The 9,954-nt window shown below is 36.9% G+C and carries 5 protein-coding genes, 1 pseudogene and 1 other annotated feature; all 6 genes and pseudogenes read right to left on the bottom strand.

Features of this window, described 5'->3' with window-relative positions; all coding sequences use genetic code 11:
- Positions 1–915: 915 nt before the first annotated feature.
- The 6 genes and pseudogenes from AC625_RS02620 to ltrA (AC625_RS02595) all read right to left on the bottom strand — a co-directional run bounded on the left by AC625_RS02620 (position 916) and on the right by ltrA (AC625_RS02595) (position 9,683).
- The gene (locus AC625_RS02620; protein ID WP_049679867.1) at positions 916–1,515 is read right to left on the bottom strand and encodes a hypothetical protein; all 600 of its coding nucleotides are present in this window, start codon (positions 1,513–1,515) and stop codon (positions 916–918) included.
- A 556-nt stretch (positions 1,516–2,071) separates the two neighbouring features.
- Positions 2,072–2,584 (bottom strand): hypothetical protein, encoded by a 513-nt coding sequence (locus tag AC625_RS02615; protein ID WP_049679866.1) that lies wholly within the window; start codon positions 2,582–2,584, stop codon positions 2,072–2,074.
- A 738-nt stretch (positions 2,585–3,322) separates the two neighbouring features.
- Positions 3,323–4,597 (bottom strand): group II intron reverse transcriptase/maturase, encoded by a 1,275-nt coding sequence (gene ltrA, locus AC625_RS02610; protein ID WP_049679865.1) that lies wholly within the window; start codon positions 4,595–4,597, stop codon positions 3,323–3,325.
- Between the two features lie 574 nt (positions 4,598–5,171).
- Complete coding sequence (locus AC625_RS02605; protein ID WP_049679864.1) at positions 5,172–6,542, bottom strand: amino acid permease; 1,371 nt, start codon at positions 6,540–6,542, stop codon at positions 5,172–5,174.
- Positions 6,543–6,621: 79 nt separating this feature from the next.
- Positions 6,622–6,874: a binding site (T-box leader), on the bottom strand.
- 382 nt (positions 6,875–7,256) lie between these two features.
- Positions 7,257–7,727: a hypothetical protein gene (locus tag AC625_RS02600; protein WP_049679863.1), complete on the bottom strand. Its 471-nt coding sequence runs from the start codon at positions 7,725–7,727 to the stop codon at positions 7,257–7,259.
- 329 nt (positions 7,728–8,056) lie between these two features.
- A pseudogene (gene ltrA, locus AC625_RS02595) lies at positions 8,057–9,683 on the bottom strand (group II intron reverse transcriptase/maturase).
- Positions 9,684–9,954: the final 271 nt, after the last annotated feature.

The following is a 9,954-nucleotide window of genomic DNA, read 5'->3' as shown; positions in this document are numbered from 1 at the left end:
CCTAACTGTCTACGCTTAAGGACTAAAGTTACCTTTAGCCCTCCAAGACTCGCTACGAGCGAATGGCTAATTCTTACTCGACGGGAATCCCACCCGTTATATGATACGACCTAGGCTCGGCCGCACACCTGCCCCTTTAGTTGAACAAGAATAAAGAGCTGTCTTAGCAGCTCAATACTCTTTATGTAGTCGAGTAGAAGGGAACCTCTCTACCTTGCGGTAGATTGTGTTCCTCCCCCCTCACAGAACCGTGCTTGCGCTATTTACGCACACGGCTCCTCCTAGTCACCATTCACAAAATATAGCTAATCTCTTTCGCTCAGATTTTGCTAATTCTGCTATCCTTAATAGTTTTGTGTCCATTTATTATCCCTACCTCTGCGTGTAGTAAATGTGCCCCTAGTAAGGGTGATAACTTGGTAGCAGCCTTTCCTCCATCGGCATTACCCAACTTCATTGGTACTACGCTGCTATCCGACTCCCTACATCGGCATTTGGTTTCCTTGCTTATTATCGCTTGTACACCATACTCTTCTATAAGAAGAAAAGACCGGTAGGGTCTCCCGAGTTGCCGTATCATATCAATGTGTAACGTGCCAAGGTCTCTGACTCCAGAGAGGTTCTATCCTTCTTGCCTTTAACGATGGATAAAATGTAGCTTTCTGCTGTGCTTAAGGCATCAGCCCTCTCGATTTACTAACATTATGGAGCTCAATCCCTTCAACCATTTAGCTTTCGGCGCGCCACCTAACTGTCTACGCTTAAAGGCTAATGTTACCATTAGCCCTCCAAGACTCGCTACGAGTGAATGGCTAGTTCTTTCTCGACGGGAATCCCACCCGCTATATGATACGACCTAGGCTCGGCCGCACAAGCACCGGTTAGTTGAAGTATCAAAGTCTTTTAAATTCCATTTTAATTAGTAATTAGGCTTTCATTTACATTTGTAATAAAACGAAAAGTTTCTTCCCCCGCCTTTTTATCCTTTATCGGTACAGAGTTCACAAAAATACCTTCCAGTTGAAAATCCTTGGTATCTATTGATTTATTTGAACTAAACAAATAGTAAGAACCATCCTTTACATACGATTTTTCAAATTCAATAAATACTGGCGAGGATACAGTGTGGATAAATGAGTTGGTATCTTTATTTTGTGTTGCCCCTACCGAAAACTTAATTATATCGTATGGAATAATTTCCATTTCTTTTTGATAGTCTGACAGGGATTGTTTTTTGAGAGCTAAAACATAATGATATTCCTTTTTATTAGAGTTATAATACTCTTGAATATTGTAGAATATATTATTTATTCCTGAGTTTGATATAACCTCACTTGATTTTGTATAGAATATTGTTTTATCGCTTAAACTTTGTAAATCTTTTACTTCTAAAGTAAATTGAGATTTGCTACTTGCTTCTCCATCTTTTTTCTTAGATAGTTCACATCCAACAGTTGGTAACACTAAAATTACGAGCAATAATCCAATATATAATCTTCTAATAATTACGTTCATAAATCCCCTTTCTTTAACTGGAATCCCCCTAATAATACACTTGATTTTATTGTTAATAATTCCCTCACATTTTTATTAAAGATATTATAGCACCATTCTTCAACTATTGGCCTTGTTAGTTGAAGAATGGGTTTTTCAAATGTATGATATTAGTTATTTTCGTACATTCAAAAGATCACCAATTTGGTGGTCGCGCTGTTGAATTAATGCATCCGTAGCTTAATTAGACTACCTTAAAAAGAAGATGATAAACCAAGCGATCAAACCAACCACGAAATAGCAAGTGATTCCTATTATTTTGTTTTTATTTTCAACTTCTGCCCTTTTTTCCAATACTCTGATGTAGTCATAGATAACCCATAGACTAAAAAAAAGAATAATACCAAACATATAATTATCTTTTAGGTAATCCAATGAAATAACTGTCACAATTGCAAATGCTATATAACTAATAATCTTATGGATAATAACTCCTCCTAGAAATCACATACACATTACCACAATAAAACAAATTACTTATAAAACTATTTTCCTCATTACTTGAATACATTCTCATTTAATATTCCATCGAATCGGCAATCTGTACAAGATCTTCGATCGTGCATTTCTTCTCGTTTTTTGGAGATTTAATAAGCATAATTGAATAATAAAGTCCGTCTTTTTTCCAACGAATTTCTTTCGTATTCTCGTCATCGCCTTCTATAAGAGCCTTTATGTCGTTCTTTAATTTTACTGTCTTGAATTGTTTATCATCAGAAGAAAAGGTTGTATTTTTATAGTGATAAGTAGTGATATGAAGATTTACACCTTCGCCGCCATACATAAATTCAGTATCGAAAATATCTCCTTTTGAGTCTCCTGGAGGGTTCGCCGTGAAACGTAAAACCACATTTTCAACAGCAAAAGGTAATTCTGTCGGTGCTGCTAACTCATCTTGAATTTTGCCAGGTAGTTTCTCAGCCACTTCTTTTACCGTTTTGGGATATTCCTCTTTTAAATTTTCTACTGCACTATTTGAATTACACCCAGTTAGCAAAATAAGGAAAATAATTGCAAAGACTTTTTTCATTTATCGGACACCTCCCCATTTTTTCTATATAATTCCATTTTATCATTTCCTTGTTCAACAATCCTGCCTTTAGTTGAAGAAGGGGGCTTCTTCTTGAACTGATGTCACCCATTAGCTTAATGGGGTAGCGGCAGGGAAATGCGAATTTACAACGCTAAGCATTTTGATACAAGTCTTATTTAAAGATTATTTGATTATGTCTCAATAGGCTTTACTCTATTGAGACTGTGAAGTGCTACACTTAAACTAACGAGCAGAAGAGTTAAAGAAAGAATATTAGGAGGGATTTCTATTCAAACGATAATAAATAAAATATTAATTGCAGTGATTTTACTAGTTGTAGTTTTATTTTTGGTAGATAAACCTTTTTTAGGAGCTATTCCTTTACTTAGTTTAGTGTTAGTAACTAACTACATTAGTAAATTAGAAAAGAAAGCTGAAGTTAATATTAAAGTAAAAATAATAGGCATGATTTGTTTTTTTGTGATTGCAATTATAGGATTATTGCTAATCCTTTCGTTTCCTGATTATTTTCAAACGAGTCGTTTCTAGATCAACAGGAATCCACTTTTTAATGTTGAAATTAGTTTAACCTTGTAAATCTGCATTTTCCTGACGCTACCCCAAGAAGAGTTTACATAATCACCCTTATAGGTAATCGAGTAGAGGGAAAATAATTTAACTATTTTCGCCCCTCTCACACCACCGTACGTACGGTTCCGTATACGGCGGTTCAATTTATATTACAGTGTGTATTTTTAGATAATGTTCTAAAGCAGAGGGAACCCCCCTCTGCTTTAATCTTTTGTTTGAGATTGCTCTTTGAATAACTTTCGATAGTCCAATGTACCGATAACCTCTTCTACAGAAAGTTAACCCTTTCGCCTCTTCCTCTGGAATCCCTAATTGAACAAGCGATTTGATTTGTTTCTTCGCTACCTTCCATTGCTTCCAGATGATAACTCTAATTCTGGAGCGAAGTTTCTTATCTATCTCAGTCATCGCTTTTTTCATATTCGAGATTCTAAAGTAGTTAACCCACCCAAGTATGACTTGTTTTAGTTTTAAAATTCGGTAGTCCAACGGAACACTCCAATTTCGCTTTGTTAATTTTTGAAGCTTCCTTTGAAGTTTTTGTATGGATGTGAGATGAGGTTTTACTTGATATTTCTCATTCTTAGAATCGTAGTAAAATCCAAATCCTAAGAATTTCAAATCCTTTGGACGGGAGATTTTACTCTTTTCTGTATGGACTATCAACCCTAATTTCTTTTCTATAAATCTCACGATTGAATCCATCACTCTATTCGCTGCTTTCTCACTCTTCACGAAGATGAGGGCGTCATCAGCGTATCTCACGAATTGGAGTCCTCGACTTTCTAGTTCCTTATCCAGTTCGTTCAACATAATATTACTTAACAGTGGGCTTAGGTTTCCTCCTTGCGGAGTTCCAACTGGTGTTTCTTCATATTTCCCATTCACCATAACCCCACTGACAAGATATTTTCTTATTAGAGAAATGATATCTCCGTCATCTATTGTATTAGAAATGATTCGCATGAGTTTATCGTGTTGGACTGTATCGAAAAATCTTTCAAGGTCGATATCCACAACCCAAGTGTGTCCATCATTCAGAAATTCCAAGCTTTTTATAATTGCCATCTCACAACTTCTTTTCTGTCTAAAGCCGTAACTGAATTCGCTGAACTGCTTTTCAAATATCGGACTGAGTACTTGATGAATGGCTTGTTGAACTACCCTATCCACTACTGTTGGTATTCCCAATTTGCGCATCTTGCCATTTTCTTTTGGAATTTCCACTCTTAAGGCAGCTTGTGGTTGGTATTTTCTTGTTCTGATGCGCTGACGCAGCTCGTCTTCGTGCTCTTTCAGATATTGCTTTAGTTCGTCGACCGTAACTCCATCAACCCCACTGGCACCTTTATTTTTATAGACACGTAAGTAGGCTTCATTCATATTTTGATTACTTAGAATTTGTTCTAAAAGTTTCACACTCGTTTCTCCTTTCCTCTCACGTAGTAAGTGATAACTCCATTTTGGTTATCCTTTGAGATACGCTCATACTTTCACCATTAACACATTCGGAGTTCGTCACTTACGCATTCGCGGCGTTGAAACACTATAAATTGTTCAGCCCTTCATGATTTTACTCATTACTATGGCTTCTGCTGACTTCTTGCGACTAACCTTTTTCGACTGTACTACTGTACATCCGCAAGACCTCCAGGGTAAGACAACTATCTTTCCTCTTTTACTCGCCTGATTTACCCTACAAAGTTACGCACATCTTTTGGACTTTGACTTGTCAAGGAGTCTCATCCTTTTATAGAGCCTTAGTATCAGATTTCTGTTCGTCGAGCCAAGATTTTATTCCACGCTTCCTCCAGCCCTTACCTCGCGATAAGTACCTTACGCTTCCTTAGTGGTTGGTCGATGTGCACCCCCACAGTGGACTTTCACCACCTAGATAGTTGCCATGCCTGGCACACCTGAAAAAGGATCTTCTGTTGGAAGATCCTTTTAACTGCTTTTTCAATTAAAGCGCCCGATTGTTGAAGATCGTTTTTCAACTATAGTTCCTGTAATTAAAGATTACTTTGTATCCAACAAACAAGATTAAAAACCAAATCGGTGCGACATACAGTGCAACACGCATGTCTGGAATAAACGCCATTAACACAATAACCATTAATAAGAATGCAATGGAAATATATGTAGTAATTGGGAATAACGGAATTTTGAATTTTAGACCGTCAATTTCTTCCTTCGTTTTAGACTTTCTGAATTTCAATTGAACAATCAGAATAATCATCCAGCTCGTAATAACTGCTACTGTTGCAACAGCAGAAATATAAATGAACACTTTTTCAGGGACGATGTAGTTTAACACAACGGCAATTAGTAACATTGCTGATGAGAATAAAATCCCACGACGTGGACTACCGTTTTTACTAAGCGTTTTGAAATATTTAGGACCGTTGTTTTGTAACGATAAGTTGTAAAGCATACGTCCTGAACCATATAATCCACTGTTGAATGCAGACATTGCTGCTGTTAATACAACGAAGTTAATAATATGCGCTGCACCAGGAATTCCGACATGGTCGAAAACTTGAACGAATGGGCTACCATTTGAACCAACTTCATTCCATGGAGATAAAATCATCATGACACCTAATGCACCAATATAGAAAATTAAAATACGCCAAACAATACTGTTGATGGCAGAAGGAATTGATTTTCCAGGATCCTTCGCTTCACCAGCTGAAACGCCTACTAATTCAACACCACCGAACGAGAACATTACTAACACAAGCGACATTAAAACACCGTGGAATCCGTTTGGCATAAAGCCACCGTGAGACCATAAATTACTGAAACCAACTGCTTCACCATGATTGCCTACACCAAATAAAATAATGGCTAAGCCAAGTACAATCATACCGATAATTGCAACTACTTTAATAAGAGCGAACCAGAATTCAAATTCTCCATAAGCTTTAACATTTGCTAAGTTCACTAACGTCATCACTACAAGTACAACGAGTGCAGTTACCCATTGCGGAATATCTGGGAACCAATAGTTAATATACACACCGACAACTGTTAACTCGGCCATTCCTACAACAATCCACATGAACCAATATGTCCAGCCAGATAAGAAGCCTGCGAAGTTCCCTAAATATTTGTTGGCATACGTACTGAATGAACCGGATGCTGGCTCCGCTACTGCCATTTCACCTAAAGCGCGCATAATCGTAAAGATGACTAATCCACCAATTAAATAAGCTAATAATATCGATGGTCCGGCCATTTGAATCGTTGAGCTAGAACCGTAAAATAAGCCAACACCAATACAACCACCGAGGGCAATTAATTGTAGATGTCTGTTACTTAAACCGCGTTTAAGCTGAACATCTTGTTTCGTTTGTTTCATAATTACTTTCTCCTTAAAACTTTAAATTTCCAAATTGTTTGCGTAAAAGACATAAAAAAAAACGCCCTTTTGGATTAACCAAAAGGACGATTCAACTCGTGTTACCACCTTTAATTTATAAGCAATTCACATTACTTACCTTAAGAAGTACAGTCATTTGACGATACTCTCGCACATGATTACGGGTGCTTACCGGCGTAGCCTACTTAGATATGATCTTTTCGGTACACAGCTCCAAGATGAATTCACAATCGTTTTACATGCACCTCTCATCAACCGGTAACTTTCTGTTCGTAAAAATAATTGATACTATTTCTTTTCATAGCCTTTGTTCTATACAAATATTTTTGAATTGTTTTTCATTTTACACTTAAAAATTGTTTTGTCAATATAATTTTTAAAATTTCTTCATAAACCGCTTAAATTACATATGACATTTTACTATATAAATACAACTCACCACTTAAATATAAAAGCTAAAGGAAATATTTCAACAAATGTTAGTAAAGTTCTTTTAAGAATGTTATTCAACAATATGGCCCTTTAGTTGAACAAGGTTTCTAAGGAAAACAGGAATACTTTATACAAATCTAGTTAACATAAAATTGCTTATAGGTGCTAAATAAGGATCTTCTGTTGGAAGATCCTTTTAACTACTTTTTCAATTAAAGCGCTCGTTTCTTGAATAAAATAAAATTGATAATCCCTTATTGGTTAATGGAAATATGGTCCCTCTACTTTTTCATGAATCTCTGTTTCAATTGCTTCAACATGCTCATCTTTTAGCTTTTGTTTTGGATGAGGTTGAAACCATTGGATTTCCCCCTCGTGAACAAATCCTTTGAACTCTTCACCATCCACTTTAAGAATGAATTGGTGGCGTTCGTGTGGCTTACCTTCAAACACTTGCTCTATTTCAATATCTTTAATCGGGTTGGAAATCCCATATTGCCTCAACAATTCGTGGATTTTATTTTCGATTGCATCCGCTTTTTCCTCTCCGATCATTTGTTTTGGTTCTGGATGCATCCACTGAATTTCACCGTCGTGAAAATGACCTTTAAACTCATCTCCTTCAACAGTAAATGAGAACGCGTGTCTCTTATGTATTGGTGGGTGGTCAACAAGTATTGGCTCAACTTCAAAATCCTTAACTTTCAGTTGTTGTTCATTTTCTTTCGTCATCGTCTTTCCTCCTAATTAATTTACATATTAAAAGGATGTCCAAAATCTCGAGGAAAATGACTCGCTCTAGTCATTTCCCCCGGGATTTTTTACTTCTTGTTTAGTTAACCATTCCCATTAATTTAATATTTTAGGCTTCGACTCGTCATGTTTATTCCATAAATTGGACCATTTGCTGAATAAGATTTCTAAGGAACAAATGAATGCTCTATACAAATCTAGTTAAGTCGGGTAAGCGAGGGGCATCACTGCCCCTAACTCCCCTAAGAACCGTACGTGACAGTTTCCTGTCATACGGCTCAAGCCTTCTTTTTATCTAAACAACTCTTTTATTTAATGCAAGGTGTATGTACTAGCTTAGTAACTTCACCTGTAGGAACTTCTAAAATCCTTACAATAACCTTTTCACCGTTTTGTAGAGGTTGCCTGCATAATGCACAACGATATCCTTGCTTTCTTGCGAGTTTGATTCTGTCCAAAGTATTTTCTGTATCGAAAACCTTTCGGTCTCGTTTTTCCCAATACTCTTTGAGGGCAGGATCATCTGGACTGTTTTTGTATAACACCATCACATGTCGTTTTATTTTAATCCAAGTCATGTGTAAGAGTTGAATATTTGTTATCGGGCAAGTTAAAATCCAAGAGTTATTTCCGCCATGGTTTGGTTTTCTAAAATATCTTTTCTTTATCCATTTCCAAGGTTTTTTAGGATGAAGCTGTCTCAAATATTTACAAGTTTTGTGAAATACATAGTTTTCAATTACACCAAAAGACTTCTTCGATACCACATGCTTCCAGTATTGTCCGTAGCCTCTGATAATGGGATTTAACACTTTGATAAGTTCCCGGACTGGTTGCCCCTTCATTATTCGGAATGTATCTCGTATCTTCTCTTTGGCTTTCTTAATGCTCTCTTTACTCGGTTTAATTAGTAGCTTGTTCCCTTGCCATGTTTTATACTGTCGAACTGAAAATCCGAGAAAAGCAAAACCATCTTCAATATGAGTAATTTTAGTTTTCTCATTGCTTAATTCGAGACCTCTATTACTAAGGTACGGTTGTAGTCTTACGTATACGGACTGTGCTTGTTCCTTAGTTTCTGTTAATACAACAAAATCATCTGCATACTTAACCAGAGCTATCTTGCATTTGGGATGGATAGCGTAACTTCCATTGGATTTATATGTTTTACGATATAAAATATCAAGTTCTTCTTCCATTCCGTGAAGTGCTATATTTGCTAATAGAGGAGATACGACACTTCCCTGGGGAGTACCTTCCTGTGTTTCGGAGAACACGTGTTGATCTACATATCCCATCTTCAACCATCTTTTAATGAGTGCTTTTCCTGAAAACTGAGAGGATTGTTTCTCTATCCATTCATGACTCAAATGATCAAAACAACTCTTGAAGTCCCCTTCAAATATCCATTTTTTCTTACTATTGGTGTTAATCTTGTTAAAGATGTTACTAATCGCATCGTGGGTGCTTCGCTTTGGACGGAACCCATATTGAGGAGGGTTCGAATCTTGCTTCCCATTGAGGTTCCAACGCGTTTTTAACCATGTTTTGATAGACTCTATCTTTAATAGTCGGAATACCAAGTGGTCTTAGTTTTCCATTTTTCTTCGCAATATAGGTTCGTTTTGCCGGTCTGGGGCGATGTTGAAATATATTCTGTTGCTTTAGTTGTCGATATAATTCATTACGCCTGCTAGCGTGCAATGCTGTGTAACCATCTACGCCAGAGGTGCGTTTTCCTTTATTTTGTTGTGTCACTTTTCGAATGGACAACAGTAGGTTCGCTTCACTCCGTAGGAGTAGTCGTTGAAGTTTTCGTATTTTCCTTTGTTGTTTGAGTTGTTCGGCACGATAAATTCTTTGTCGTAACTTCATCACATACTTTTGAATTTCATTCCAGTTTACTGAATTCCAAGTGGTATACGAGGCATTCATAACTGCACGCTCCTTTTCGTCAGAAATTAACCACAAATTTATTTTCGTGTTGAAGACCTATTGGAAGTCAGCTCTCTTTCGAGCCTGTCATAGGTTTGCGCCAAGGTTGGCGACAGTATCCGTCCAGTTATACAGCTTCCTGTTTTCCTGTTACCTTTCGGTGTAACGGCTTTTGCTTTCTCCAATATCCCATACCCTCTGCCACATCGATTGGTTTTACAACCTCTCTACTGTTGATACAGATGACATAGGGCTTACCAAGTTCCACATT

The sequence above is a fragment of the Peribacillus loiseleuriae genome (assembly GCF_001183985.1).
Taxonomy (GTDB): Bacteria; Bacillota; Bacilli; order Bacillales; family DSM-1321; genus Peribacillus; species Peribacillus loiseleuriae.
The sequence above is the reverse complement of the archived record's forward strand: the minus strand, read 5'-3'. Positions and strand labels throughout refer to the sequence as shown.